This is a genomic window from Nonomuraea sp. NPDC049028 (assembly GCF_043197735.1).
In the GTDB taxonomy this organism is placed as follows: Bacteria; Actinomycetota; Actinomycetes; order Streptosporangiales; family Streptosporangiaceae; genus Nonomuraea.
Window position 1 is genome coordinate 158,819 of sequence record NZ_JBICTR010000015.1, and the last position, 23,866, is coordinate 182,684.

Below are 23,866 nucleotides of genomic sequence, written 5' to 3' on the forward strand. Positions count from 1 at the left end.
GCGTAACCGGCTCGCGATGATCACGCAACGCGCCCGCGCCGAGACGCCCCCAGATGGGCGAAACGCCCGGCAAATAGGGGTGCGCAACTCCTGACGGGAGTTCTGACGAACGGCTAACTTTGCAATCATGGAACGCCCCCCGTTACTAGCGTGGCGCTCGGTCACGTTGATCTCGATCTTGTTGTTCGCGGTGCTGCTGCTGCTCAGTGGGAGCTACGGATATCACCGCGATGAGATGTACTTCCGTGTGCTGTCCGAGCACCCCGCCTGGGGGTACGTCGATCAGCCCGCGTTCGCGCCGATGGCGGCCAAGCTGTCGATCGCCGTGTTCGGCGACACGCTCTTCGGGATCAGGGTGCTGCCCGCGCTGGCCGCGGCGATCCTCGTCGTGCTCGTCACGCTCATCACCCGCGAGCTGGGCGGCCGTGGCGTCGCGCAGATCCTGGCCGCGCTCGGCACGGCCACCGGCGCCTACACCTTCATCGCCGGGCACACGCTGCTGACGCTCAGCTTCGACCTGCCGTTCTGGGCGGCGGCCATCCTGTTCATGACCAAGGCGCTGATGCGCGAGCAGCCACGGTGGTGGCCGGCCGTCGGCGTGATCGCCGGGCTGGCGACCTACAACAAGCACCTGATCGTCATGCTGCTGCTGGGCCTCGCGGTCGGGCTGGTGGCCGTGGGGCCGCGCCGGGTCCTGGCCAGCCCCTGGCTGTGGGGTGGCGCGCTGATCGCGGCGGCGCTGGCCGTACCGAACCTGCTCTATCAGGCCACGCACGACTGGCCGCAGCTCAAGATGGCGGCGGCACTGAGCTCGGAGAAGGGCGGCGAGCTGCGGGCGCTGTTCGTGCCCATGCAGCTCACGCTGTTCGGGCCGGTCGTGACGATCATCGGCGCGTTCGGCTGGCTGCGCCTGTGGCGCGATCGGCGGGTGCGGGCGCTGGCCGTCGCCTATCCCGCCGCGGCCGTGGCGACGCTGATCAGCGGCGGGCGCTTCGACTACACGGCCGGCCTGATCCTGCTGCTGTTCGCGGCGGGCTGCGTGAGCGTGGAGGCGGCGGGTCTGGGCAAGGTACGCCTGGCCACCGGGTTCCTCGTGGTGAACGGCCTGGTGTCGGCCGTGATCGCGCTGCCGCTGATCCCGGCCGCCAAGCTGGCCGCCACCCCGATACCGGCGATCGACGAGGTCGTGCGCGAGTCCATCGGCTGGCCGCAGTTCGCGGCCAAGGTTCAGAACGTGCTGCGCGCGCTGCCGCCGGAGGACCAGGCGCGGGCCATCGTCATGACCGGCAGCTACGGCGAGCACGGCGCGCTCGTGCGCGCCGGGATCCCGCGCGTCTACAGCGGCCAGAACCAGCTCCACGAGTACGGTCCGCCGCCCGAGAACGCCACCGTCGCGGTCATGGTGAACATCGGCCCGCGCGGCATGGACTTCCAGTACGACAGTTGCGAGCAGAAGGACCGCGTCGACAACGGCGTCGGCGTCGACAACGAACTGCAGGGCATGGGCATCTTCCTGTGCCGGGGGCTCAAGCAGCCGTGGAGCGTGGCCTGGCCCCGCTACCAGCACTTCGACTGACGCCCCGGCCGTTGGGGTGCCCCCGGGCTACCGGACCCCGGGGGCATCTGTTACTGGTAGGTAATGCGACGTGTGCGGGTCCGGCGTGACCTTCCCATTCCGATGCCCGACGGCGTGACCCTCCTGGCCGACCATTACGCGCCGGTCAGAGGAGGGGACCGCGCGCCGGTGATCCTGATCCGCTCCCCGTACGGCCGGCGCGGCCTGTTCGGCTGGATGTGCGGCCGGGGCTTCGCCCGGCGCGGCTTCCAGGTGGTGATCCAGAGCTGCCGGGGCGGTTTCGGCTCGGGCGGGACGCTGGACCCCCTTGGCGACGAGCACGACGACGGCCTGGCCACCGTCGCCTGGATGCGCGCGCAGCCCTGGTACGGCGGGTCGTTCGCGATGTTCGGCCCCTCCTATCTCGGCTACGCGCAGTGGGCCATCGCGGCCGAGGCCGGGCCGGAGCTGAAGGCCATGGCCACGCAGATCACCGCCTCGCAGTTCAGGGACGCCGCCTACGTGGGCGGGGCGTTCGCGCTGGAGTCCGCGCTGAGCTGGACCACGCTGACCGACGCCATGTCCCGCCCCTTCGGAGGTACGGCGATGCTGACGGCGCCCCGGCTGACCCGCCGGGCGGTCCTGTCCGGGCGGCCGGTGGCCGAGCTGGACCAGGTGTCGGCCGGGCGGCCGCTGCCCTTCTTCCAGGACCTCCTGGAGCACCATGCGGACCCGGCGGTGCCGTACTGGGACAAGCGTGACTTCTCCCCGAAGGTCGGCGAGGTGGAGGCGGCCGTCACCATGCTGGGCGGCTGGTACGACGTGTTCCTGCCGTGGCAGCTCAAGGACTACCAGGCGATGCGGGCGGCCGGGCGGCGGCCGTACCTGACGATCGGGCCCTGGTACCACGTGGACCGCCGGCACGGGCGGCCGGCCATGGCCGACGCGCTGGCCTGGTTCCGCGCGCACCTGCTGGACGACCCGTCTGGGCTGCGCCCCGATCCGGTGCGGCTGTACGTGACCGGAGCCGAGGAGTGGCGCGACTACCCCGACTGGCCGGTGCCCGAGATGCGGCCGGAGCGGTGGCACCTGCAGCACGGCTTCGGGCTCGGCACCGAGCTCCCGCAGGAGGACGAGCCCGACCGTTTCCGTTACCACCCGGACCATCCGACGCCGGTGCTCGGCGGCCCGGTGCTGCTGGCCGACTCAAGGCCGAGGGACCAGCGGCGGCTGGAGGCGCGGCGCGATGTGCTGGTCTACAGCTCCGCCGCGCTGGAGTCGGACGTGGAGCTGATCGGGCCGGTCGGCGCCGAGCTGTTCGTCAGGTCGAGCACCCCGTACGTGGACGTGGTCGTGCGCGTCTGCGACGTGCATCCGGACGGCCGCTCGCTCAACGTGTGCGAGGGTGTGCGGCGCCTGGGTCCGGACTCGGCGGCCGACGACATCCGGCGGGTGCTGGTGGACCTGTGGCCGGTCGGGCATCGGTTCGCCCGCGACCACCGGATCCGGGTGCACGTCGCCGCCGGGGCCTACCCGACGATCGCCCGCAATCCGGGCACCGGCCAGTCGCTCGGGCTGGGCGGGGAGATGGTGCCCGCCGACATCGAGGTGTTCCACTCCCCCGAGCATCCCTCGGCCATGATCCTGCCGCTGTGCGCGCCGCGCGGTTGATGTCGCTGCTCCTGCTGCTGCAGGGGCGCGGCGGGATGACGGCCGCGGAGCTGGCCGAGGAGCTGGAGGTGTCCGAGCGGACCATCCACCGCGACGTGCTCGCGCTGTCGGAGTCGGGGGTGCCGGTCTACGCCGATCGGGGGCGCGGCGGCGGCTACCGGCTGCTGGACGGCTACCGTACCCGGCTGACCGGGCTCGACCGGGCCGAGGCGGAGGCGCTGTTCCTGTCGGGGGTGCCCGCGGCGCTGCGCGAGATGGGGCTGGAGGAGGTGGCCGCGACGGCCCGGCTGAAGGCCGCCGCGGCGCTGTCACCCGGCGTACGCGACGCGCCCGCGACGGCCGCGCAGCGCTTCCACCTGGACGCGCCCGGCTGGTTCGCCGGTGACTCCCCGCCCCCGGCCGCGCTCGCGCCGCTGGCCAGGGCCGTCTGGCGGGACCTCGCCGTGACGGCCGTCTACAAGGGCGCGGAGCGGACGGTGGAGCCGTACGGGCTCGTGCTCAAGGCCGGCGCGTGGTATCTGGCGGCCAGGAGCGGGGAGCGGTTCCTGATCTACCGGGTGGACCGGTTCGGGGAGATCTCCGTGCTGGCCCGGGTCTTCGAGCGCGACCCGGGCTTCGACCTGGCGGCCTTCTGGACGGGGCAGTCGGCGGCGTTCACCCGCTCGCTGCTGCGCGAGACGATCACGTTGCGGCTGAGCGAGGCGGGTGTGCGCCTGCTGCGCCACATCGCCGACCCGGCGGCCCTGCCCGACGCGCTGGCCTCGCTCCAGCCCGACGGGACGGTCCGGCTGGGGGTGGAGTCGGTCCAGGTGGCCTACAGCCAGGTGCTGCGTTTCGGGCCGGAGGCGGAGGTGCTCGAACCACCGGAGCTGCGCGCCCTGGTCGCCGGGACGGCGGCCCGGCTGGCGGACCTCTACCGGTAGCCCTTACCGGCGGGCGGCTCTCTACCGGTAGTCCTCCGGGTCGGCCTCCTTACCGGCCTCCCGGACCTCGGTGATGAAGCGCCACACGTCCGGCCTGCTGCCGTCCACGTCCGTGAACCCGTACACCTGGGCCAGCTCGCCGCTGGAGACCGACCGGCCCGACCAGCGGCCCTTGTCCGGGTCGGTGGCCAGGGCGGCGACCGCCCGGCCCACGTAGGCCGGGGTCTCCGACACCGCCCACGCGGGGTCGGGCGCCGCCTCGCGCCAGGTCTCCTCGGTGACGCCGAACAGCTCCAACATGGCCTCCGAGCGCAGGAACCCCGGGGTGAGCGCCACCGCCGTGCCGCCGTACGGCTCCAGGTCGTGCGCCTGGCTGAAGGCCAGCCGGTTCACCGACACCTTGGCCAGGTCGTAGTACGGCGAGACCCGGTAATGCGTGTCGTTGTAGCCCGTGGTGCCGTCGGTCACCTCGACCACCAGCCCGCCCGGGTGGCGGATCAGCAGCGGCAGCAGGTAATGGCTGGTGATCAGGTGGGTGTCGATGGCCAGCCTGAGCAGGCGCAGCCCGTTGTCCAGATGGTGCTTCCACACCGGCGTGTCCCACTCGTACAGCGGCTCGCCGCCCCACACGTCGTTGACCAGCACATCAAGCCGTCCCTGCTCGCGCTCGATCCGCTCGGCCAGCGCCTTCACCTGTGCCGGGTCCAGGTGATCCACCCGCACCGCGATGCCGGAAAGAGGACATCTCTTGTCATGTTTTACGCGGGACCGGCTGCCGGCCGGCCGAGGACCGCCGCCCGAGCGGAATGTCTGAGCGACCGGGCCTCATCACGGGACCGACCGTTCGTCGCGGGGAGCCGACCACTCGTCGATCAGTGACCTGACCGAAATAATCACCTCACTAGTCTGCGAGGGCAAGAGCCGCATCTCCCCTAGGAGACCGCCTTGCCCGATGACAAGAGTGACCGCAGCCCCTGGAACTGGCTGCTGCTCCTCCCCATCGCCATCCCCCTGCTGACGTTCCTGTACAACTCCGACGAGCCCCGGCTGCTGGGCTTCCCGCTGTTCTACTGGCTGCAGATCGCCTTCATCGCCCTCGGCGTGGGCACGACCACGCTGGTCTACCAGATGACCAAGCGCCGGAGGCAGCGGTGAGCGAGCATCTGACCGAGATCATCATCTTCACCGTCCTGTTCCTGGTGGTCAGCGGCATGGGCTTCGTCGCCGCCCGGTGGCGCCGGCCCACCGACCTGGCCAGCCTCAACGAGTGGGGGCTGGGCGGGCGCAACTTCGGGGCGTGGATCACCTGGTTCCTCATCGGCGGTGACCTCTACACCGCCTACACCTTCGTGGCCGTGCCCGCGCTGCTGTTCGGGGCGGGCGCCGCCGGGTTCTTCGCGGTGCCGTACACGGTGATCACCTACCCGATCGTGTTCCTCATCATGATCCGGCTGTGGTCGGTGTCGCACGTGCACAGCCTGGTCACGCCGGCCGACTTCGTGCGGGTACGGTTCGGCTCGCCGACGCTGGCGTTGCTGGTGGCCATCACCGGGATCGTGGCGACCATGCCGTACATCGCGCTGCAGCTGGTCGGCATCGAGGCCGTGCTGAAGACGATGGGCGTGTCCGGCAGCGGGTTGCTCACCGACCTGCCGCTGATCATCGCGTTCGTGATCCTGGCGGCCTACACCTACCAGTCGGGGCTGCGGGCGCCCGCGCTCATCGCCTTCGTCAAGGACATCCTCATCTACCTGGTCATCCTCGTCGCGATCATCTACATCCCGGCCCGGCTGGGCGGCTGGAGCCAGATCTTCGGCGACGCCACGGCCAAGTTCGCCGCGACCCCGGCGCCCGGCGACGGGACCCTGCTCAACGCCAACAACCAGCTCCAGTACGTCACGCTGGCGCTGGGCTCGGCGCTGGCGCTGTTCCTCTACCCGCACAGCGTCACCGGCGTGCTGGCCTCGCGCAACCGCGACGTGATCAAGCGGAACATGTCGGCGCTGCCCGCCTACAGCCTGCTGCTGGCGCTCATCGCGCTGCTCGGGTACATGGCGATCTCGGCGAAGATCAAGCCGATCGGCACCGACGTCAACACCGTCGTGCCGCAGCTGTTCGACCAGATGTTCCCCGACTGGTTCGCTGGCGTCGCGTTCGCGGCCGTCGGCATCGGCGCGCTCGTCCCGGCGGCCATCATGTCGATCGCGGCGGCGAACCTGTTCACCCGCAACATCTACCGCGAGTACATCAACCGCGATCCGACCGACGCCCAGGAGGCCGGGGTCAGCAAGGTCACCTCGCTGGTGGTGAAGATCGGCGCGGTGCTGTTCATCCTGTTCATCGACCCGCAGTTCTCCATCGACCTGCAGCTCATCGGCGGCGTGATCATTCTGCAGACGCTGCCGTCGGTCGCGATCGGCCTGTTCACCCGCTGGTTCCACAAGGGCGGGCTGATCGCGGGGTGGGTCGCCGGAATGGGCGCCGGCATCCTCATGCTCTACAACGTCGCCAACCCGGCCACCAAGCACGAGCACTTCGGCGGCTCGGCGTTCGCGCTGTCCAAGCTGGGCCTCGACACCAAGATGACGATCTACGCGGGCTTCCTGGCGCTGGCCGTGAACCTGATCGTGGCGGCACTCGGCACGCTGCTGTTCCGGGCGCTCAAGGTCGCGGACGGCCCCGACGGCACCGCCCCCGAGCACTACACGGCCGACGAGGGAGACCCGCGCATCAAGGATCTCAACCTGTCCGGTTCGACGTGACATTTAGGCCAAACCGTAACCCAGCCGACATTGGGATTAATCCCCTGGAAAAGCTAATCTCCTCCCATTGACGAGATGTCAGGAGCCGGTTCAGAGCGTAGACCGGCTCCTGATCCATGCTTCGGAGGGGTCGATGACAACCGGGGAACCCGGGCGGGCACGCAGTGACCGCAGCCCTTGGAACTGGCTGCTGGTGCTGCCCATCGTGCTGCCGCTGCTGACCTTCCTGTTCAACGCCGACGAGCCCCGGCTGCTCGGCTTCCCGCTGTTCTACTGGCTGCAGATCGCCTTCATCATCGTCGGCGTCGGCTGCACCACGATCGTGTACAGGATGACCAAGTGAACGCCAACGTGACCGAGCTGGTCGTCTTCGCGCTGCTGTTCCTCGCGGTGAGCGTCATGGGCTTCGTGGCGGCCAAATGGCGGCGGCCCGAGAACATCGAGAGCCTGCACGAGTGGGGCCTGGGCGGCCGGAACTTCGGCTCCTGGATCACCTGGTTCCTGGTCGGCGGCGACCTCTACACCGCCTACACCTTCGTGGCCGTGCCCGCGCTGGTGTTCGGGGCCGGGGCGCTGGGCTTCTACGCCCTGCCGTACACGGTGGTGGTCTACCCGCTGGTGTTCCTGGTGCTGGCCCGGATGTGGTCGGTGTCGCACGTGCACGGGTTCGTCACCCCGGCCGACTTCGTCCGGGCCCGGTTCGGGTCGCCGACGCTGGCGCTGATCATCGCGATCACCGGCCTGGTGGCGACCATGCCGTACATCGCCCTGCAGCTCGTCGGCATCGAGGCCGTGCTGAAGACGATGGGCATCACCGGGCACCTGCCGATCATCATCGCCTTCGCCATCCTGGCGGCCTACACCTACCAGTCCGGGCTGCGGGCGCCGGCGCTGATCGCCTTCGTCAAGGACACGCTGATCTACATCGTGATCCTGGCGGCGGTCATCTACATCCCGGCCAAGCTCGGCGGCTGGGGGTCGATCTTCGACGCGGCCAAGGCCAAGTTCGAGGCGAGCCCGGCGCCTGGCGACGGGATCACCCTCAACGCCGGCAACCAGCTCCAGTACGTCACGCTGGCCTTCGGCTCGGCACTGGCGCTCTTCCTCTACCCGCACAGCCTCACCGGCGTGCTGGCCTCCAAGAACCGCGGCGTCATCAAGCGGAACATGGCGGCGCTGCCCGCCTACAGCTTCCTGCTCGGCCTGATCGCGCTGCTCGGCTTCATGGCGATCGCGGCGGGCACCAAGCCGGTCATGGGCGCCAACGGCAAGGCGGACACCAACACGATCATCCCGGCGCTGTTCGACCAGATGTTCCCCGACTGGTTCGCGGGCGTCGCCTACGCCGCCGTCGGCATCGGCGCGCTCGTCCCGGCGGCCATCATGTCGATCGCGGCGGCGAACCTGTTCACCCGCAACATCTACCGCGAATACCTGCGCAAGGACGCCACGGACGCCCAGGAGGCCAAGGTCTCCAAGCTGGTCTCCCTGGTGGTCAAGGTGGGCGCGGTGCTCTGCATCCTGCTGCTCGACCCGCAGTTCTCCATCGACCTGCAGCTCATCGGCGGCGTGATCATCCTGCAGACGCTGCCGTCCGTGGGGCTGGGCCTCTACACCCGCTGGTTCCACAAGGGCGGCCTGATCGCCGGCTGGATCGCCGGGATGGGCGCGGGCATCTGGATGCTGTACATGATCCCGAACCCGGCCAACGGCAAGGCCCACTTCGGCGGCTCGGCGTTCGGGCTGGCCAACCTCGGGATCGACACCAAGATGACGATCTACGCGGGCTTCCTGGCGCTGGCCGTGAACCTGATCGTGGCGGCACTCGGCACGCTGGTGTTCCGGGCCATGAAGGTGGCCGACGGGCCGGACGCGACCTCGCGCGAGGACTACTTCGCTGACGAGGGCGACCCCAAGGTCAAGGACCTGGACCTGGCGGCATCGCACTGATCGCCTTCCTGGCCGGTTGACGGCCGGTTCCCGGTTGGGAACCGGCCGTCAGCCGGTCGGCATCGACTAGCCGTCGCCGAGATAGCCGGGGTTGGCCACGTCCAGCTTGGCCCGTACGGCGTCCCTGAGCGCCTCGACCAGGGCCGAGTCGTCGAGGCGGCCCTCGCGGACGGCCGCCGCCAGCTCCGCGTCGTCGCTCACCCCCAGCCCGGCCAGCCGCCGCCCGTGCTCCTCCGCCTGGCCGGGGCCGAGCTCGATCTCCCGCTCGACCATGCCGAGCACGTTGATCGCCACCCGGGTGTGGAAGCGCACCCGGCCCTCGACCGCGGGCAGCACGTCGTCGGCCAGGAAGTCGCGGACGGCCGCCACCAGGTGGGCCGCCGAGGGAACGTCGTGCGGGGTTGCCATCAGGAACTCCTTTGACTCATCAGCGTTTCGCGGCTTTCATCGCCGCTCCCACCCTTATAAGGGCCCAACCTGTCCCCCATGGACCGGTCGTTGACGCGGCGCCTACTGCGGCCATCCCGCCTGCGAAGACGGAGAGACAGCCCCATCGGAACGGCTTCGATTCGCGGATCGGCCCGCTTTCCGACACGGTAGCTCTTGAGCCGCCAGCCGTTACCACCCATTCTGTAGTGGTATTCCCGGGCTGTTCTCTTGCCGACGATCCAATACACATCCTTGGCCGAGTGCCGGATGACGACTTTGATGCGCAGCGGCCTGCTGACCGTTCACGCGCTGGGTGTGGGGTCACCGGTCGCGTCCCGGCGGATGATCTGGTCGGTGGCGTCGCGGACGTAGACGACGGCGGCCAGGTCCGTTCCGGTGGTCTGGACGGCCGTGTTGCGGTCGGCGCCGTCCCAGCTGCGCACGGTGTTGCTCGAACCTGCCGTCCACTGAGTGGCGTTCCCGTCGCCAACAATGTCGTCCCCGCCGGCGTCCAACCCTTCATGATCCATGTGACCCTCTCCCTGGCGCTGGCCTTGTCCCCGGTGACCGTGACCGAGATTCCGAAGAACTTCCTGCTCATGGAGCGCGACGCGCGCAAGCCGCTGAGCCCCGACGAGGCCGCTGAAGTCAGCTACGAGATCAGCGACAAACTCACCAGGCCGTTGGAGCTGAACCCGTGCGGGCACCGGCGCGCCGTTGACGGCGGCCGGTTGGCGGCCCGCACGATCACGCTCGGGACCTCCGCCCCCAGCGGCTCCTCCGAACAGCTCATCATCTACAAGAGCCCGCGTGCCGCCCATGCCGTGCTCACCCGGCTGCGCGCCGAGGTCAAGCGATGCGCGCGCAAGGGCGATCCGTCGTCGCCCGAACTCTCGATCCGGTGGCGGACGAACAAGGCCAAGGCGGGCGATGAGGCTTGGGGCATGGGGTACCAGACGCGGCAGGACGGCCACGTGAACCAGACCGTCACCGGTGTCGTCGCACGTAAGGGCAGCGCCCTGATGATCTACACGACCGACGAGGGGAGCTACAACCCCGGCGGCCTGACCAAGGAGGCCAGGAAGATGGCGGCCAAGGTGTGCGGGTTGCCCGGCGTGTGCTGACCCTGCCGCGTCCGGCCGGTGGGCGGCCTGGAAACGCGACCGAATCCGTTGACCGGGCAACGATTATCGGTTGAGATCCTGTCATGAGCTTCGCCGTCCCTGACAGCGTCCGCCCCATCCGCGATGCCGTACACACCTTCATGACCGAGCGGGTCGAGCCCGCCGAGAACGTGCTCCACCAGGGCGGGCCGGCCGCCGGGGCGGCGCTCGACGAACTGCGGGCGGAGGCCAAAAAGGAGGGTCTGTGGGCCCTCGGTCACCCGCGTGAGCTGGGCGGGGGCGGGCTGCCCTTCCTCGACTACGTCTACGTCAACGAGGTGCAGGGGCGTAGCGAGTTCGGGCAGATCGCGCTGGGGACGTACACGCTGCAGGACTCGCTGATGCTGCACGAGCACGCCTCGGCCGAGCAGCGGGAACGCTACCTCGACCCGCTGGTGCGCGGCGATATCTCGCCGAGCTTCGCGATGACCGAGCCGTCCGTGTCGAGCAGCGACCCGACGCAGCTCAGGACGGCCGCGGTCCTCGACGGGGGCGAATGGGTGATCAACGGGCACAAGTGGTTCACGACCGGCGCGTCCCGGGCCGCGTACACCACCGTGATGTGCCGGACGGAGGACGGCGCGGCGCCGCACCGGTCCTTCTCCATGATCCTCGTGCCGACCGACACACCGGGCTACGACATCATCCGCGAGACACCGGTCCTGGGGCTGGACGGCGCGCACTGCGAGGTCCGCTACGACAACGTCCGGGTGCCCGCCTCGAACCTCCTGGGGGAGCGCGGCGACGGGTTCGTGATCGCGCAGCGGCGCCTGGGACCCGGACGGATCTTCCACTGCATGCGCTGGCTCGGCCAGGCGCAGCGGGCCTTCGACCTGATGTGCCGCCGGCTGCGCGAGCGGAGCGCGTTCGGTGAGCCACTGGCCGCCAAGCAGCTCATGCGGCAGCACGTGTTCGACTCCTACACCGAGATCCAGGCCGCGCGGCTGCTCACGCTCGACGCCGCGCGGGCCATCGACGCCGGCTCGGAAGCCCGGGTCGAGATCGGCGCGATCAAGGTGGTGGGCTCGCGCATGCTGCACAACGTGATCGACCGGGCCATCCAGGTGTACGGCGCGGCGGGGCTGACTCCGGACACCCCGCTGGACCGGATGTACCGGCACGCCAGGGCCGGGCGGATCTACGACGGCCCCGACGAGGTGCACATCGACTCCGTGGGACGGCGGATACTCGGCGCCTACGCGGCGGGCGGGAACTGGGAGTTCGGGCTGCGATGACGGAGCCGGTCCACTCGATGGTCCACTCGATCGTCCGCGAGGTCTTCGGGCCCGGCGCGTCGGTGCCCTTCAGCGCGCGGCTCCCCGGCGGGGCCTCGCGTGAGACGTGGGCGCTCGACGTGCTCGACGGGGACGAACGGCACGAACTGATCCTGCGCCTCGACTCCCCCGGCGCCGCCCTGGAGGCCGGTGGCAGCCTGGCGAGCGAGGCCACGCTGATGCGGGCCGCCGCCGAGGCCGGGGTGCCGGTGCCGCGGGTCGTGGCGGCCGGTGAGCCGTACATCCTCATGACGCGGGTGGCGGGCGAGACGATCCCGCGCAGGATCCTGCGTGACGAGGCGTACGCGGGGGTCCGGCCGCGGCTGGCCGCCCAGTGCGGCGAGGCGCTCGCGGCGATCCACCGGATGCCGCTGTCCGCGCTCCCCCCTGCTGGCGCCCCGGACCCGGCCACCGCTGCCGTGCCCACGGGCCTGACTGGCGTGCCCGTGACCGACCATCCGCTGCGGCAGTGGCGGGACGTGCTCGATCAGATCGGTGAGCCGCATCCGGTGTTCGAGCTGGCCTTCCGGCGGCTGGCGGCGACTCGGCCGGCGGCGGCGCGGCGGACCGTGGTGCACGGCGACTTCCGCAACGGCAACCTGATCGTCGGGTCCGAGGGGATCCGGGCGGTGCTCGACTGGGAGCTGGCCCACGCGGGCGACCCGGTCGAGGACCTCGGCTGGCTGTGCGTGAAGGCGTGGCGGTTCGGCTCGCCGCTGCCGGTGGGCGGTTTCGGCGGTTATGACGACCTGGTGAGCGCGTACGAGAAGGCCGGCGGGCAGCCCGTCGACCGGGACGCGCTGCGCTGGTGGGAGACGTTCGGCGTGCTCAAATGGGGCGTCATCTGCATGATGCAGACGATGCGCCACCTGCGCGGCGGCGCGCGTTCGGTCGAGCTGGCCGCGATCGGGCGCAGGGTGTGCGAGAACGAGTGGGACCTGCTGCGGCTGCTCGGCTGAGAACCCGTGCCACTGCCGCTCGGCCGAAAACCCGTTGCCGTTGATCGTATGCTGTTCTCGCTGGGCAAGGTGGTCTTCGCGGTCGCCGTGATGGCGGGTCTCGCCTTGGTGCTCTACGGGTTCGGGGTGACGAGCCTGGGCGTGGGGCTGGTGCCGTTCGCCGCGTTGAGCGCGGCCTACCAGGTCCTCGGTGTCGAACATGAGCGACTGTGCGCGCGCATCCGCAACCTGAACAAGGCGCTGGCCTGGTCGGCCGCCCGCTGGGCAGTCGACCAGGCCGTGGCCGCCGGGACGACGGTCATCTACCTGGAAGACCTGGCCACCCTGGAAGCACGCGGACGCCGAGGCAACGCGAACACGCGCCTGTCGGGGCAGATACGCGGGCAGATCGTCGAGGCGATCCGGCATCTGGCCGCCAAGCACGCCATCGCCGTGGTCACCGTCCCAGCCCGCGGCACCTCCCGATACTGCCCCCGGTGCGGGGACGGCACGTCGGTGCTCAAGCATTGCCCGGCCCCCGACCGGCAGCACGCGACAGAGCCAAGAACCGCCCCACCCCAAAACGGCCCACCCGCACCTCAGCCAACTCACGAAACAACCCGATGACGTCCAGCCGTGTGCCCGACCGGCGCACGGTGCCCGCCCCACCGCCCACCAGCGGTGGACAGCGTCCGGCGGGCCATGCACCCAAGCCGGGACGGCACCAGCCATACCGGACAGGACATGTCAGGAATTCTCACCACCGGACCGGCTTCCACCACGCCAAAGCCACCCCCGTGCTCATGCTCGCCAAGCACCGGGGCAGCCCAGGCCAGGCCAGGCCACGCCCGTCCGAGTTGCCTGATTCCTTCAGGGAACTACAGGGAATTCAAGACGCTCTCCCGCTTCGGTGACTGACGGCCGCGACGATCACGTCCACCAGCCCTTCGACGACCTCCGCCCGATCCACCTCCGGATGCTCCAGCCACCAGTCGCCGGTGGTCTGCACCATGCCGACGAACGCGTGACCGAGCACCTGGGCGCGTACGGGCTCCGGCACCACCCGCTGGGCGGCCAGCACCCCGCCCAGCTCCTCGCCCAGGCTGCGCACGAGCGCGGTCATGTGGGAGCGCATCCGGGTGTCCTCGGCGCTGGCCCGGTGGAACAGGAAACGGTAGAGGTTGCGGTTGGCCGAGATCAGGTCCAGGTAGACGGTGATCGTCGTCCTGGCCCGGCCGCGCAGGTCGGAGGCTGCCTCGGCGAACCCGGGCGGCAAGTCAGCCTCGGCCTCGGCGAACCCCGGCCGGACGTCGGACGCCGCCCCGGCGAACCCCGGACGCAGCTGGGCGATGACCGTGCGCACGTGGCGGTCGGCCAGCGCCTCGTAGAGGCCACTCTTGTCGCCGAAATGGCGGTAGAGGATCGGCTTGGTGATCCCGGCCTCGGCGGCGATCGCGGCCATCGACGCCTCGGGGCCCTCGCGCAGGATGACCCGGTCCGCCGCGTCCAGCAGCGCCTTGCGCCGATCCGGGTCCCGTCCGCTCATCCGCCCAGGATAGATCGCCGTCTGCGCGGCAGCAGCGCCGACAACACCAGCAGGACGCCGATGACGGCGTACAGGCCCGTCACCCCGGCCAGGGCGCCCGGCGGCTCACCGGCCAGGGTGCCCACCGGCTGGCCGGTGGGCACCGCGAAGCTCGGCAGCCGGCCCGCCAGGTCGAGCGCGACGTCGAGGTCGAACGCGAACAGCGCGGCGGCGGCGGTCAGCGGCAGCCCGCAGGCCAGCGCGGCCAGCGGCGACAGCCACGACCAGGCGGCGAGCAGCAGCACGATGGCCGCCACGGCCGTCAGGTAGCCGAGCCCGGCGGGCGCGGGCCGGAAGGCGGCGTACGCCGCTCGCAGGGCCCTGGCGCCCGCCTCGGTCAGGTAGTAGACGAGGGGCAGCGCGGCCGACCCGGCCACCGCGCCGATCAGATGACGCACCTGAGGGGACACAGCACCTTCGTCCCCGCGAGAACGGGATCCCATGTGCGCTCGCCCGGAGTTAGATTCGAAGGCATGACGATCATCCCCCGCTCCGGGACCGGCCCCGGCTCGATCACCCCTGACGGCTCCCCCGTCGAGTACTACACGCTGCTGAAGCCCCGCGGCGAGGCGGAGCTGGTCGCGGAGGTGGTGCCGCGCGGCGGCTCCGTCCTGGAGCTGGGCGCGGGCGTCGGCCGGGTGACGCACGCGCTGCTGGAGCACGGCTTCGAGGTGGTGGCCGTGGACGAGTCGGCCGAGATGCTGGCCCACGTGCGGGGCGCGCGGACCGTACAGGCTCGGGCGCAGGATCTGCGGCTGGAGCGGCGCTTCGACGCGGTCATGCTGGGTTCGTACCTGGTGAACACCTCCGACGAGGACGGCCGGCGGGCGCTGCTGTCGGCCTGCGCCCGGCACGTGGCGCCCGGCGGAGCCGTGCTGATCGAGTGGACGCCGCCCGAGACGCACGACGCCCGGCGGCCCGGCCAGGGCAGGACGGACGGCGACATGACGGTCACGCTGGCGGCCCTGGAGGCGGCCGGGCCGGACCAGTTCAACGCGACGATGCGCTACACGCACCGGGATCGGGTGTGGACCCAGTCGTTCACGTCCTGGCGGCTGACGGACGACGACCTGCGCGCGGCACTGGCCGAGTGCGGGCTCCGCCTGGACCGCTTCCTCACCGAGGACCGCGGCTGGGCACTCGCCGTCCCCGGCCTCCCGTAGCCGCGCGTTGACACCGGACGCGCCGCGACCTGCCCGCGGCCGTCGATGGCCGTGTCTTCGTTGTTGGTCAAAATCGTGAAATCCATCAAATGTCCGGCAAATTCTCCCAGCGGGTCAGGCAATTATGGGCGTGCCGACGTTAAAAGTCTGACCACGTTTATCGCCTCCGTGGACACCCTTCCGCTACTCTTACCCCCTTTTCCGCGCAGAGCTGGTTTTCCGGGAAATTGCCGCAGCATTCGACGACCTTGACATGGGCTTGGCGGCGGAGGTTACTTGAAGTATGCCTAGATCGCCGCAGGCCGGCGATGGCTCTGCGGCGCCGAGGGCCGGAGAAGATCGAGTCGGATCTCTGCGGAGGAATGCCTATGGCGACGTATGAGTATCGCTGCCCCGACTGCGGACGATTCGACGTGCATCTACCGATCGGGACCGCCGCGGCGGCCCGCGAATGCCCCGCGTGCCACCGCCCCTCCCGTCGAGTCTTCTCCTCGCCGTACCTCAGCCGGGTGCCTTCAGTAGTCAATGCCGCGCTCACCCGCGAGGAGCAGAGCCGGGAAGCACCCGAGGTGGTCACGAGCGTGCCTCACAAGCGGCGCGAACCGCCGCCGCACCCGGCGCTGCCACGCCTGCCTCGGCCTTGATCAACACAAACCTTGATCAACACAAACAACGCGGCGCGTGCGTGTGAACCGCTCACACACGCGGCTCCGCCGGTCCGGAGGCGGTGACAGGCCGCCCGGCGTGAGTGATGCCGCCACACGACAACACCAGGAGGTGCGTCGCTCATGGGAGCCGTCGGACTTCTCTACGTCGGCGCGGTGCTCTTCATCAACGGGATGATGCTGCTGAAGAAGATCGATCCACGCGCGGCGGCGATCTTCAATCTCTTCGTCGGCACCCTGCAGGTGATCACGCCCACTGTGCTGATCATCCTCAATCCCGGGGACCCGGCCCAGGTCCTCGGCGCGTCCGGGATCTATCTGTTCGGTTTCACCTACCTGTACGTCGGGATCAACCTGCTGGGCGGTTTCGACTCCACGGGAGTCGGCTACTTCTCGCTGTTCGTGGCCATCATGGCGCTCGGATACTCCTACGCGAACTTCCGGCTCCTGGGCGATCCGGCGTTCGGCGTCATCTGGCTCTACTGGAGTTACCTGTGGTTCCTCTTCTTCGTGCTGCTGGGTTTGAAACACGAGCAGATCACCAGGTACACGGGCTGGGTGACGGCGATCCAGGGGTGGGTCACGGCGGCGATCCCCGCGTTCATGATCCTGACGGGCTACTGGCGGAACACCAACCTCATCGCCTTCATCCTCGCCGTGTTCGGCGTGGTGGTCTTCATCGGACTGTGGCCGTTGACCCGTGGACGTGAACCCACGGCGGCGGCACCGGCCGATGCGATGGGCGCCGGCGACCGGACACATCGCCCTCGGTGGACCTGACGAGAAGACCCGCGACGCCTGCAAGGAGGTGGTCGATGCGTTTCATGCCTGACGGCATCCGTATTCAAGAAAGGCATTCATCATGCCGAACGTCGTATTCAGCATCGATCAATCGAGGTCAATGCGCGACCAGAAAATCCCGGGACACAATCGATGGCACCCGGATGTTCCGGTGGCCGAGATGGTCCGCCCCGGAGATGAGTTCCGAGTCGAATGCAGGGAATGGACCGACGCCCAGATAGGCAACAACGATTCCGCGAACGACGTGCGGGACGTCGACCTGACCGTCGCGCACGTGCTGAGCGGGCCCATCGGGGTGGACGGAGCCGAGCCGGGCGATCTCCTGGTCCTCGACATCCTCGACCTCGGCGCGGTTCCCCAGCAGGTCGGGCAGGCACCGGGACAGGGATGGGGCTACACCGGCGTGTTCGCCAAAGCGAACGGCGGCGGATTCCTGACCGACTACTTCCCCGACGCCTACAAGGCGATCTGGGACTTCCACGGCCAGGTGGCCACATCCCGGCACCTGCCAGGTGTCCGGTTCACCGGCATCACCCACCCAGGGCTGTTCGGCACCGCGCCGTCAGCCGAGCTGCTCGCCTCCTGGAACCGCAGGGAGCAGGCGCTCATCGACACCGATCCGCAACGGGTCCCACCGCTCGGCCTGCCACCGCTGGCCGACAACGCCATCGCCGGTACGGCGAGCGGCGATGTGGCGCGGCGGATCGCCGAGGAGGGCGCCCGTACCGTGCCGGCGAGGGAGAACGGCGGCAATCACGACATCAAGAACTTCACCCGCGGAGCCCGGGTCTTCTACCCGGTCCAGGTGAAGGATGCGAAACTTTCCGGAGGTGACCTGCACTTCAGCCAGGGCGACGGCGAGATTACCTTCTGCGGCGCGATCGAGATGGGCGGTTTCATCGACTTCCACGTCGACCTCATCAAGGGCGGCATGGAGAAGTACGGTGTCTCCACCAACCCGGTCTTCCTGCCCGGAAACGTCGAGCCGCGCTACTCCGAGTTCATGTCGTTCATCGGGATCTCGGTGGACCATGACACCGACACCAACTATTACCTCGACGCGACGGTGGCCTACCGCAGGGCATGCCTCAATGCCGTCGAGTATCTCAAGAAGTGGGGCTACACCGGCGAACAGGCCTACCTGATCCTCGGCTCGGCTCCGATCGAAGGGCGAATCAGCGGGATCGTCGACATTCCCAACGCCTGCTGCTCGCTCTACCTGCCCACCGCGATCTTCGACTTCGACGTACGCCCGAATGCCGAAGGACCTGTCAGGAAGGAGCGCGGACAGTGCGCCGTGACGAGCTGACCGCCACGGCATGACGCGTATGACGACCCTGGAAGTGATCTTCCTGGTCGAGCGGCGCCTGAGAACGAGAACGGCCACCGCGCATCGACGACCTGTCGTGGGAGAGAGGAACACGGATCGCGCGGTGGCCATCGCGATCACGGCCCGCCCGGCGCTCGGCGCCGGGTAATATCTTCCCCTATTTATCCCCATAAGTGGTTTACCGCGCCAGAGTGCGCTCCAATGGAGCGATCCCCCTTCCACGCCAGGCTTGCCGCCATTTCGACACACCCCGCGCAAAGGCTGTTCGACCGCCGCCGTCACTCCGCCAACGGTCAACCCCGCAGCCCTAGCCCGAAACTTGCGCAAACAGATGGTTATCCTCAGGTGTAGTCGCACAAACCCCTGACATGCCTCCCGACCTAGGGCAATTCCCAAACGGGTGGGTGCGCCTGCCACTCCGAAGGATTGATCAATGAACAACGACGCCGTGTGGGTCCGAAGCGTGACCGGCATCCAACTGCATCACACCACAGACCTCCAGGACGCCGGCCGATTCCTGGGCAATGCGGTGATGGCGCTGCGGGCCGCGCACGTACGAACCGGCGATGACAGGTACGCCGACCTCGCCGCCGAACTCAAGGCCATGGTGGCGGAGACGCGAACCCTGGAGACCCAGGCCCGGGAACGCATGCACGGCCTGCACTCGGAGGACCCCGAACAGTTCGTCCGCTGCCGCGAAGGCGAAGAGCCGTGGCCCGACGAGATCCAGGCGGGGTTCGTTCCGCGCCACACCTGCAATGATCGGTGCCTGTATCACGACCAGGACGTTCTCGACGCGATCATGCAGTGCATCTGCGCACGTCCCCCGTGCCGAGCATGCGCCATCGCCGGTACGCCGTGACGTGAGCCTTGCTTGGCGGGAAACCAGGACCGCACCCTTTACAATGTAGATCACGCGAACGTCTCGATGTCCTGAAAATACTGGGAAATACTGGAACTCTTGCTACGCTCGCGCCATGAGTGACCGGCTGGACGATCTCGAGAGGCGGATCGACGAGCTCCGAGCCGGTGTGCGCAGGGCCATGCGGGCCAAGGACACGGCCACGGCCAGGACCCTGCGCGCCGAGCTGCGCGGCGCCGAGCGCACCTGGGACGCCCTGGTGAGCACGGCCCCAGCGGATGATCGGAAAGACAGCGAACCCGAGCCCCCGGCGCCGCGGCTGGTGACCGTGCGCGAGCAGGTGCATCAGGGTCTCCTCCTGCTGGGCGCCTGCGCCCAGCCACGGCTGATCGTCGCCGTGGGCGCGGCCTTCTGTGGCGGCACGCTGAGAAGCAATCAGCTCACCAGCCTGCGCCGCGACGAGGAACGCTCGTTCAAGTCCTCCCCGTACGGCCGCCCGTACTACCTGTGCGCGGCCCTGACCGACCGCCTCTCCCCCGCCCGTGGCCTGCTGGCGGCCAGTACGTGGCCACAGGCGCGCCGGATGGTCGGCCCGCTCAGCCCCCGCGTCGACTTCCTCACCTGCGCCATAGCGGTGGCCGAGCAGGTGACCGACGCCCTCATTGAGCCCGGAGGGGCGCGGCTGCTGGCCAGGATGGCGCGCAACATCCCCGGCGCCGCCGACGGCGATCTGGGGCCACCCGACCCCGGCCGGGTCATCGAGGCGGCGCGTGCAGAGCTCGCGGTGCACGTGGAGCGCGACACGCAGGACCGCGCTGAGCTGGCCGAACGTGCGGCGACGCAGCTCGGTGACACAGCGCGGCTGTTCGGCGCCGCTACGCTGAGCACTGTCGCGAAGAAAAGGATCACTGGGTGAGAGCGCGCAACAGCGAGACGAGAGGCAGCCGATGAACCGGCTTGACGCGCTGCGAGGCACGACGCCACCGAAGCCGCACGACGCCCGCGCCATCGCCGCGCTCGCGGCGAACCCCGGCTGCTCACGCCGGGCGCTCATGGACGGCGCCGGGATCGACAAGGACGCCGCGGCCCGGCATCTGGGGTTTCCCGCGCCGTTCGGCCAGTCGCCGTTCGCGATCACCCGCGGGAACGTGTTCGAGGCGCTGGTGAAGGCCGACGGCTGCGCCGAGTTGCTGCGCATGCTGCGGGAGCAGCTCGGCCTGCCGATCGCCGAGGTGGCCTACCACGACGTGGAGAACGTCGGCGCGCACCTGCGCCACGCCCACACCCGGGCGCTGTTCGACCGGGCGGTGGCCGAAGGGCACGACGCGGGGACGGTCTACGACCATCCGCTGCTCGCCCTGGAGATCGCCGGGCACGCCGCCTACCTGGAGCCGGACGTGGTGGCCTTCCAGCTCGGCGGGCGCTTTCACATCGTGGAGATCAAGTCGTTCGCGGTGATCGACGGGCAGGCGGACCCGGCCGCGGTGGCCGCGGCGGCCCGGCAGGCGGCGGTGTACGTGCTGGCGCTGCGCAGACTGCTCGACGAGCTGGGACACGACCCGCTGCGGGTCTCGCACGAGGTCGTGCTGGTCTGCCCGGAGAACTTCGCCAACCGGCCGGTCGCGACGCTGGTGGACGTGCGCAAGCAGCTGGCCGTCCTGGAACGCCAGCTCGACCGGATGACGGGGCTCGACCGGCTGCTCGACGTCCTGCCCGACGAGGTCACGTTCGACCTGCTGCCCGGCGAGGACGGGCTGCCGACCCGGTCCGCCGCCGAGCTGGCCGACGCGCTGCGCCGCTCCGACGCCCGCTACGCGCCGGACTGCCTGTCGACCTGTGACCTGTGCTTCTTCTGCCGCGACGAGGCCCGGCAGGAGGGTGCTTCCGACCTGCTCGGCCGTAACGTACGCGACGAGCTGGGCGGCGTGGCCTCCGTCAGCGAGGCGCTCGGGCTGGCCGACGGCACCCGCGACCCGGCGCCGGGCCAGGAGGAGATCGCCCGGCTCCTGCGCAACGCCGAACGCCTGCGCAGAGAGTGCCTGACGTGAGCCTGCTCACCTCGCTCGCCCGGCTGCGGGCCCTCGACGAGGGCATCGCGCAGCCCATCGCGACCGTCCGGCACTGCCATCTGTCGGCGCGGCCGATGGTGTTCATCCCGCTCAAGCTCTCCGGTGAGGCCGCCGCGCCGCTGGCCGCCATGCTCGGCACCGACCGGGCCGAGCCCCGCCTGCTGGTGGTCACCCAGCCGCGTAACCGTGATCTGCGCTTCGCCTGGGCCGCCGAGCTGGCCGGGTTGCTGCTGCCGTACATCCAGGGCTTTCTGCGCGAGACGGAGACGGTGGAGCGCAAGAACGCCGACCCCTACGAGCGGGCGCTCGACGCGCCGCAGCTGATCGTGCCGAACCAGGCGGGGGTGGCATTCACCCGGCTGCTCGGCCGGTCCACCCGATTTCGCCGGGCCGACGGGCCCTACCCGGTGCCCACGGGGGTGCCGCTGCTGGGCAGGTGGCTGACCTGGTTCGCCGAGCGGGCCGGATATCCGGGGTCGTCGCTGACCATCGCGGCGACCGACGAGCTGGGCAGGCACTGGGCGAGCGGGCAGAGCGGCCTGGAGGACGCGAACCTGGCCGCGCTGCTCGCCTGGATCACCGAGGGACCCAGTGACGACGCGGAGGACCCGCTGATCTGGCCGCCCGCGGGACCGGTCACCGATCCGGGGTTCGACGCCGAGGTGCTGGCGCCGGCGATCGAGAAGGGCTCGGCCGAACGCGTCACCGAAGCCCTCCGATCCCAGCTCGAACCCACCTGGCGGCTCATGTGGCAGGCGATCGACCTGCTCGCCGGCCTGCCCGAGGGCAACAGTGTGGCGCAGCGGTGGGAACAGGACCGCGCCTCCTTCAGCGGCCTGGCCGCGCAGATCGAGGACGGCGCGCCGCCGCAGGCCAGGCATGACGGCGCGATCGCCGCCGCCGCGCGCCTGGCGCGCATGGAGCGCGCCCAGGCCGCCTACGAGGTGCAGCGCGCCTACGACGACCCGCTGGTCATGGCCGAATACCGGCTGACCGGCGAGGCGTTCGCGGGCGAGGTCGTGGAGACCGAGCCGGAGAACTTCGAGGGCGAGGGCCGCTCGCGCAAGCTGCGCCCGCTCGTGGTGGTCAAGACCGACGATCCCGTACGCCTGGCACCCGGCACCACGCTCGGCACCCCGCAGCGGCGCGGCCAGGGCGCCCAGCTGGTCGAGGCGAGCGACGGCCTGGTCACGCTGAAGATCACCAAGGGCATGGGCCGGGGCAAGACGCCCACTCCGGGCGCGGTGCCCGAGGTGGGCGAGCGGGTCTGTTACACCTCGCTCACCGACGACTTCCAGGGCGCGCCGAGCCTGCCCGACGCGGAGGCCACGCCGTGGACGCACGGCGGCCCGCCGCGCGAATACCGCCCCACCGACGAGGACGCCCGCGAGGAGTGGTCGTGACCGGCGAGGACGCCAGCCCGGAGCAGGCCATTAGTCCGGAGCAGGTCATCAGGAACGTGCTCGCCGACCTGCCCAGGAATCGCGGCGTGGTGGTCGACTCCCCGCCGGGGGCGGGCAAGTCCACGCTCGTCGTCCGGGCCGCCGCCCACCTGGCCGAGACCGGCGAGCCGCTGATGATCGTCGCCCAGACCAACGAGCAGGTCGACGACCTGGTGACGCGGATCTCGGAGCGGCACCCGCGGCTGACGGTCGGCCGGCTGTCGGCGAGCGGCTACGTGCCGCCGCTGCGGCTGCTGGAGCTGACCGGTGTCACGGTCGGCACGCGGATCCAGGATCTCGGCGACCCCGACATCACCATCGCCACGTCGGACAAGTGGGCGTGGATCTCCGGCCGTACCTGGCCGTGGGCGATCGTGGACGAGGCGTACCAGATGCGCTCGGACAAGCTGCTGCGCATCGCCGGGCTGTTCGAGCGGGCGCTGTTCGTGGGCGATCCCGGCCAGCTCGACCCGTTCTCGATCGTGGACGGCGACCGCTGGTCCGGACTGTCGTGGGACCCGCTGCAGAGCGCGGTCTCGGTGCTGCTGCGCCACAACCCCGACCTGCCGGTGCACCGGCTGCCGGTGTCGTGGCGGCTGCCCGCCTCGGCCGCGCCGGTGGTGTCGAAGGCGTTCTACCCGTTCACCGGGTTCCGGTCGGGCACCGGGGCCGGCGAGCGGCGGCTGGAGCTGGCCACCGGCGGCATGGGCACCGTGCACGACCGGGCGCTGGAGGAGGCGGCCCGCTCCGGCTGGGCGCTGCTGGAGCTGCCCAACCGCCACACCGTGCGCACCGACGGCGAGGCCGTGCAGGCGGTGGCGCTGCTGGCCGAGCGGCTGCTGCAGCGCGGCGCGGTGGCGGGCTCCGAGCAGGGCGAACGGCCGGTGACCGCCGACCGGATCGCGGTCGGCGCGGCGCACCGCGACCAGGTGGCGGCGATCAGGGCCGCGGGGCTGCCGCCGGAGATCACCGTCGACACCGCCAACCGGCTGCAGGGCCGCGAGTACGACGTGACGATCGTGCTGCACCCGCTGTCGGGCCGCCGGGACGCCACCGCCTTCCACCTGGAGTCGGGGCGGCTGTGCGTGCTGGCCTCGCGGCACCGGCACGCGTGCGTGGTGGTGGCCAGGGCGGGCATCGCCGAGCTGCTCGACGCCCATCCGTCGGCCGAGCCGGTACGGCTGGGCGTGCCGGTGAAGTTCCCCGACGGCTGGGAGGCCAACCAGTCGGTCCTGGAGCACCTGGCCCGCCACCGGGTGTAGCGGCGACGATCACGAAGTGAGG

25 protein-coding genes and 1 pseudogene are annotated in these 23,866 nt (G+C 70.2%); 21 read left to right on the forward strand and 5 right to left on the reverse strand.

Annotated features, from left to right (window positions below):
* Window positions 1–127: 127 nt before the first annotated feature.
* The 3 genes from ACGFJ2_RS48295 (at window position 128) to ACGFJ2_RS48305 (ending at window position 4,149) form a co-directional block, all read left to right on the forward strand.
* A complete protein-coding gene (locus ACGFJ2_RS48295) occupies window positions 128–1,576 on the forward strand; it encodes a glycosyltransferase family 39 protein (RefSeq protein ID WP_358194776.1) in 1,449 nt (482 codons plus the stop codon).
* 63 nt (window positions 1,577–1,639) lie between these two features.
* A complete protein-coding gene (locus tag ACGFJ2_RS48300; RefSeq protein ID WP_393480156.1) occupies window positions 1,640–3,226 on the forward strand; it encodes a CocE/NonD family hydrolase in 1,587 nt (528 codons plus the stop codon).
* Window positions 3,208–4,149: a helix-turn-helix transcriptional regulator gene (locus tag ACGFJ2_RS48305; RefSeq protein ID WP_393480158.1), complete on the forward strand. Its 942-nt coding sequence runs from the start codon at window positions 3,208–3,210 to the stop codon at window positions 4,147–4,149. The genes ACGFJ2_RS48300 and ACGFJ2_RS48305 overlap by 19 nt, the downstream gene beginning before the upstream one ends.
* A 21-nt stretch (window positions 4,150–4,170) precedes the next feature.
* Here ACGFJ2_RS48305 and ACGFJ2_RS48310 read toward each other — a convergent pair.
* A pseudogene (locus ACGFJ2_RS48310) lies at window positions 4,171–4,881 on the reverse strand (SDR family oxidoreductase); the annotation flags it as partial.
* Window positions 4,882–5,094: 213 nt separating this feature from the next.
* Between ACGFJ2_RS48310 and ACGFJ2_RS48315 the strand changes: the two are divergent.
* From ACGFJ2_RS48315 to mctP (ACGFJ2_RS48330), 4 genes are all read left to right on the forward strand, one after another.
* The gene (locus ACGFJ2_RS48315; RefSeq protein ID WP_357953063.1) at window positions 5,095–5,304 is read left to right on the forward strand and encodes a DUF3311 domain-containing protein; all 210 of its coding nucleotides are present in this window, start codon (window positions 5,095–5,097) and stop codon (window positions 5,302–5,304) included.
* Window positions 5,301–6,911, forward strand: coding sequence for a monocarboxylate uptake permease MctP (gene mctP, locus ACGFJ2_RS48320; protein ID WP_357953066.1), 1,611 nt, complete (start codon window positions 5,301–5,303; stop codon window positions 6,909–6,911). Before ACGFJ2_RS48315 ends, mctP (ACGFJ2_RS48320) begins: the two co-directional genes overlap by 4 nt.
* Before the next feature lie 133 nt (window positions 6,912–7,044).
* A complete protein-coding gene (locus ACGFJ2_RS48325; RefSeq protein WP_225292873.1) occupies window positions 7,045–7,254 on the forward strand; it encodes a DUF3311 domain-containing protein in 210 nt (69 codons plus the stop codon).
* Complete coding sequence (mctP, locus tag ACGFJ2_RS48330; RefSeq protein ID WP_393480162.1) at window positions 7,251–8,861, forward strand: monocarboxylate uptake permease MctP; 1,611 nt, start codon at window positions 7,251–7,253, stop codon at window positions 8,859–8,861. The genes ACGFJ2_RS48325 and mctP (ACGFJ2_RS48330) overlap by 4 nt, the downstream gene beginning before the upstream one ends.
* A 66-nt stretch (window positions 8,862–8,927) precedes the next feature.
* Here mctP (ACGFJ2_RS48330) and ACGFJ2_RS48335 read toward each other — a convergent pair whose 3' ends face one another.
* Both ACGFJ2_RS48335 and ACGFJ2_RS48340 read right to left on the reverse strand, forming a co-directional pair.
* On the reverse strand, window positions 8,928–9,269 hold the full coding sequence (locus tag ACGFJ2_RS48335) for a DUF6285 domain-containing protein (protein WP_358194801.1): 342 nt from the start codon (window positions 9,267–9,269) through the stop codon (window positions 8,928–8,930).
* A 323-nt stretch (window positions 9,270–9,592) separates the two neighbouring features.
* Window positions 9,593–9,820, reverse strand: a complete 228-nt coding sequence (locus ACGFJ2_RS48340) for a hypothetical protein (RefSeq protein ID WP_393480165.1) — start codon at window positions 9,818–9,820, stop codon at window positions 9,593–9,595.
* Here ACGFJ2_RS48340 and ACGFJ2_RS48345 point away from each other — a divergent pair, their 5' ends adjacent.
* The 4 genes from ACGFJ2_RS48345 (at window position 9,821) to ACGFJ2_RS48360 (ending at window position 13,292) form a co-directional block, all read left to right on the forward strand.
* Complete coding sequence (locus tag ACGFJ2_RS48345; protein ID WP_357953075.1) at window positions 9,821–10,414, forward strand: hypothetical protein; 594 nt, start codon at window positions 9,821–9,823, stop codon at window positions 10,412–10,414. It begins immediately after the preceding gene.
* A gap of 83 nt (window positions 10,415–10,497) precedes the next feature.
* On the forward strand, window positions 10,498–11,688 hold the full coding sequence (locus tag ACGFJ2_RS48350) for an acyl-CoA dehydrogenase family protein (RefSeq protein WP_357953076.1): 1,191 nt from the start codon (window positions 10,498–10,500) through the stop codon (window positions 11,686–11,688).
* Complete coding sequence (locus ACGFJ2_RS48355) at window positions 11,685–12,686, forward strand: phosphotransferase family protein (RefSeq protein ID WP_393480169.1); 1,002 nt, start codon at window positions 11,685–11,687, stop codon at window positions 12,684–12,686. Before ACGFJ2_RS48350 ends, ACGFJ2_RS48355 begins: the two co-directional genes overlap by 4 nt.
* Window positions 12,687–12,734: 48 nt before the next feature.
* Entirely contained in the window at window positions 12,735–13,292 is a 558-nt protein-coding gene (locus ACGFJ2_RS48360; protein ID WP_393480171.1) for a hypothetical protein, read from the forward strand.
* Between the two features lie 262 nt (window positions 13,293–13,554).
* On the opposite strand, the gene ACGFJ2_RS48365 is transcribed toward ACGFJ2_RS48360, so the two are convergent.
* Complete coding sequence (locus ACGFJ2_RS48365; RefSeq protein ID WP_393480174.1) at window positions 13,555–14,211, reverse strand: TetR family transcriptional regulator; 657 nt, start codon at window positions 14,209–14,211, stop codon at window positions 13,555–13,557.
* Window positions 14,208–14,648 (reverse strand): hypothetical protein, encoded by a 441-nt coding sequence (locus tag ACGFJ2_RS48370; protein WP_393480177.1) that lies wholly within the window; start codon window positions 14,646–14,648, stop codon window positions 14,208–14,210. The genes ACGFJ2_RS48365 and ACGFJ2_RS48370 overlap by 4 nt, the downstream gene beginning before the upstream one ends.
* A gap of 75 nt (window positions 14,649–14,723) precedes the next feature.
* Here ACGFJ2_RS48370 and ACGFJ2_RS48375 point away from each other — a divergent pair, with 75 nt between their 5' ends.
* The 10 genes from ACGFJ2_RS48375 (at window position 14,724) to ACGFJ2_RS48420 (ending at window position 23,844) form a co-directional block, all read left to right on the forward strand.
* A complete protein-coding gene (locus tag ACGFJ2_RS48375) occupies window positions 14,724–15,413 on the forward strand; it encodes a class I SAM-dependent methyltransferase (protein WP_357953092.1) in 690 nt (229 codons plus the stop codon).
* A gap of 368 nt (window positions 15,414–15,781) precedes the next feature.
* On the forward strand, window positions 15,782–16,057 hold the full coding sequence (locus ACGFJ2_RS48380; RefSeq protein ID WP_357953094.1) for a zinc ribbon domain-containing protein: 276 nt from the start codon (window positions 15,782–15,784) through the stop codon (window positions 16,055–16,057).
* A gap of 144 nt (window positions 16,058–16,201) precedes the next feature.
* The gene (locus tag ACGFJ2_RS48385) at window positions 16,202–16,858 is read left to right on the forward strand and encodes an AmiS/UreI family transporter (RefSeq protein ID WP_357953096.1); all 657 of its coding nucleotides are present in this window, start codon (window positions 16,202–16,204) and stop codon (window positions 16,856–16,858) included.
* Between the two features lie 82 nt (window positions 16,859–16,940).
* Window positions 16,941–18,188: a formamidase gene (gene fmdA / locus ACGFJ2_RS48390; protein WP_357953098.1), complete on the forward strand. Its 1,248-nt coding sequence runs from the start codon at window positions 16,941–16,943 to the stop codon at window positions 18,186–18,188.
* 19 nt (window positions 18,189–18,207) lie between these two features.
* Complete coding sequence (locus ACGFJ2_RS48395; RefSeq protein ID WP_357953100.1) at window positions 18,208–18,357, forward strand: hypothetical protein; 150 nt, start codon at window positions 18,208–18,210, stop codon at window positions 18,355–18,357.
* Between the two features lie 285 nt (window positions 18,358–18,642).
* Entirely contained in the window at window positions 18,643–19,071 is a 429-nt protein-coding gene (locus ACGFJ2_RS48400) for a hypothetical protein (RefSeq protein WP_357953101.1), read from the forward strand.
* Between the two features lie 115 nt (window positions 19,072–19,186).
* Window positions 19,187–19,987 (forward strand): hypothetical protein, encoded by an 801-nt coding sequence (locus ACGFJ2_RS48405; protein WP_357953103.1) that lies wholly within the window; start codon window positions 19,187–19,189, stop codon window positions 19,985–19,987.
* 31 nt (window positions 19,988–20,018) lie between these two features.
* A complete protein-coding gene (locus ACGFJ2_RS48410; protein WP_357953104.1) occupies window positions 20,019–21,119 on the forward strand; it encodes a hypothetical protein in 1,101 nt (366 codons plus the stop codon).
* On the forward strand, window positions 21,116–22,543 hold the full coding sequence (locus ACGFJ2_RS48415) for a hypothetical protein (RefSeq protein ID WP_357953106.1): 1,428 nt from the start codon (window positions 21,116–21,118) through the stop codon (window positions 22,541–22,543). The genes ACGFJ2_RS48410 and ACGFJ2_RS48415 overlap by 4 nt, the downstream gene beginning before the upstream one ends.
* Window positions 22,540–23,844 (forward strand): AAA family ATPase, encoded by a 1,305-nt coding sequence (locus tag ACGFJ2_RS48420; protein WP_357953108.1) that lies wholly within the window; start codon window positions 22,540–22,542, stop codon window positions 23,842–23,844. Before ACGFJ2_RS48415 ends, ACGFJ2_RS48420 begins: the two co-directional genes overlap by 4 nt.
* The last annotated feature ends 22 nt before the right edge of the window (window positions 23,845–23,866 follow it).

What these genes read in the sequence shown, in the direction of transcription:
- ACGFJ2_RS48375 (WP_357953092.1), top strand. Translation starts at nt 14,724, where the DNA reads ATGACGATCATCCCCCGCTCCGGGACCGGCCCCGGCTCGATCACCCCT.
- ACGFJ2_RS48325 (WP_225292873.1), top strand. Translation starts at nt 7,045, where the DNA reads ATGACAACCGGGGAACCCGGGCGGGCACGCAGTGACCGCAGCCCTTGG.
- ACGFJ2_RS48355 (WP_393480169.1), top strand. Translation starts at nt 11,685, where the DNA reads ATGACGGAGCCGGTCCACTCGATGGTCCACTCGATCGTCCGCGAGGTC.
- ACGFJ2_RS48360 (WP_393480171.1), top strand. Translation starts at nt 12,735, where the DNA reads ATGCTGTTCTCGCTGGGCAAGGTGGTCTTCGCGGTCGCCGTGATGGCG.
- ACGFJ2_RS48340 (WP_393480165.1), bottom strand. Translation starts at nt 9,820, where the DNA reads ATGGATCATGAAGGGTTGGACGCCGGCGGGGACGACATTGTTGGCGAC.
- ACGFJ2_RS48300 (WP_393480156.1), top strand. Translation starts at nt 1,640, where the DNA reads ATGCGACGTGTGCGGGTCCGGCGTGACCTTCCCATTCCGATGCCCGAC.
- ACGFJ2_RS48350 (WP_357953076.1), top strand. Translation starts at nt 10,498, where the DNA reads ATGAGCTTCGCCGTCCCTGACAGCGTCCGCCCCATCCGCGATGCCGTA.
- ACGFJ2_RS48295 (WP_358194776.1), top strand. Translation starts at nt 128, where the DNA reads ATGGAACGCCCCCCGTTACTAGCGTGGCGCTCGGTCACGTTGATCTCG.
- fmdA (WP_357953098.1), top strand. Translation starts at nt 16,941, where the DNA reads ATGCCGAACGTCGTATTCAGCATCGATCAATCGAGGTCAATGCGCGAC.
- ACGFJ2_RS48365 (WP_393480174.1), bottom strand. Translation starts at nt 14,211, where the DNA reads ATGAGCGGACGGGACCCGGATCGGCGCAAGGCGCTGCTGGACGCGGCG.
- ACGFJ2_RS48385 (WP_357953096.1), top strand. Translation starts at nt 16,202, where the DNA reads ATGGGAGCCGTCGGACTTCTCTACGTCGGCGCGGTGCTCTTCATCAAC.
- ACGFJ2_RS48405 (WP_357953103.1), top strand. Translation starts at nt 19,187, where the DNA reads ATGAGTGACCGGCTGGACGATCTCGAGAGGCGGATCGACGAGCTCCGA.
- ACGFJ2_RS48400 (WP_357953101.1), top strand. Translation starts at nt 18,643, where the DNA reads ATGAACAACGACGCCGTGTGGGTCCGAAGCGTGACCGGCATCCAACTG.
- ACGFJ2_RS48395 (WP_357953100.1), top strand. Translation starts at nt 18,208, where the DNA reads ATGACGACCCTGGAAGTGATCTTCCTGGTCGAGCGGCGCCTGAGAACG.
- ACGFJ2_RS48335 (WP_358194801.1), bottom strand. Translation starts at nt 9,269, where the DNA reads ATGGCAACCCCGCACGACGTTCCCTCGGCGGCCCACCTGGTGGCGGCC.
- ACGFJ2_RS48410 (WP_357953104.1), top strand. Translation starts at nt 20,019, where the DNA reads ATGAACCGGCTTGACGCGCTGCGAGGCACGACGCCACCGAAGCCGCAC.
- ACGFJ2_RS48380 (WP_357953094.1), top strand. Translation starts at nt 15,782, where the DNA reads ATGGCGACGTATGAGTATCGCTGCCCCGACTGCGGACGATTCGACGTG.